Origin of the sequence: Siphonobacter sp. BAB-5405, from assembly GCF_002872335.1 — a bacterium.
In the GTDB taxonomy this organism is placed as follows: Bacteria; Bacteroidota; Bacteroidia; order Cytophagales; family Spirosomataceae; genus Siphonobacter.
This window is the reverse complement of sequence record NZ_NJAG01000193.1, coordinates 1-345: the sequence shown is the minus strand read 5'-3', so window position 1 is coordinate 345 and position 345 is coordinate 1. Positions and strand designations below refer to the sequence as shown.

General features: G+C 42.6%; 1 protein-coding gene. It reads left to right on the top strand.

The genetic code is table 11. From position 1 onward, the window contains the following. Positions 1 to 63: 63 nt before the first annotated feature. The coding region (locus tag BWI97_RS26975) for a DUF2490 domain-containing protein (RefSeq protein ID WP_158242899.1) at positions 64 to 345 on the top strand (282 nt) is incomplete at its 3' end.

Sequence of the window (345 nt, the reverse complement as noted above, 5' to 3'; positions counted from 1 at the left end):
GTTATAATATTTATATAGTTGAGTCGGTTTATGGCACAATCTATTTATGCTATTACTCATCCTATGAAACGTTATTTACTTCTACACACTTTTTTACTTCTGACTTTTACTGCCTGGAGTCAGGCTCCTCGTATTACAGATCATAACGCCATCGGATGGTGGGTATACATGGGTGACCATTCGCTCAACAAGCGTTTGAAACTCCACACCGAATATCAGTGGCGTAGAATTAACTTTGTTCAACACTGGCAACAGGCCCTGGCTCGGGTAGGATTGCTGTATGACGTGCGTAAGAACTTATCGGTTGGGGGTGGTTATACTCATTTCACGACGTACCCCTATGGT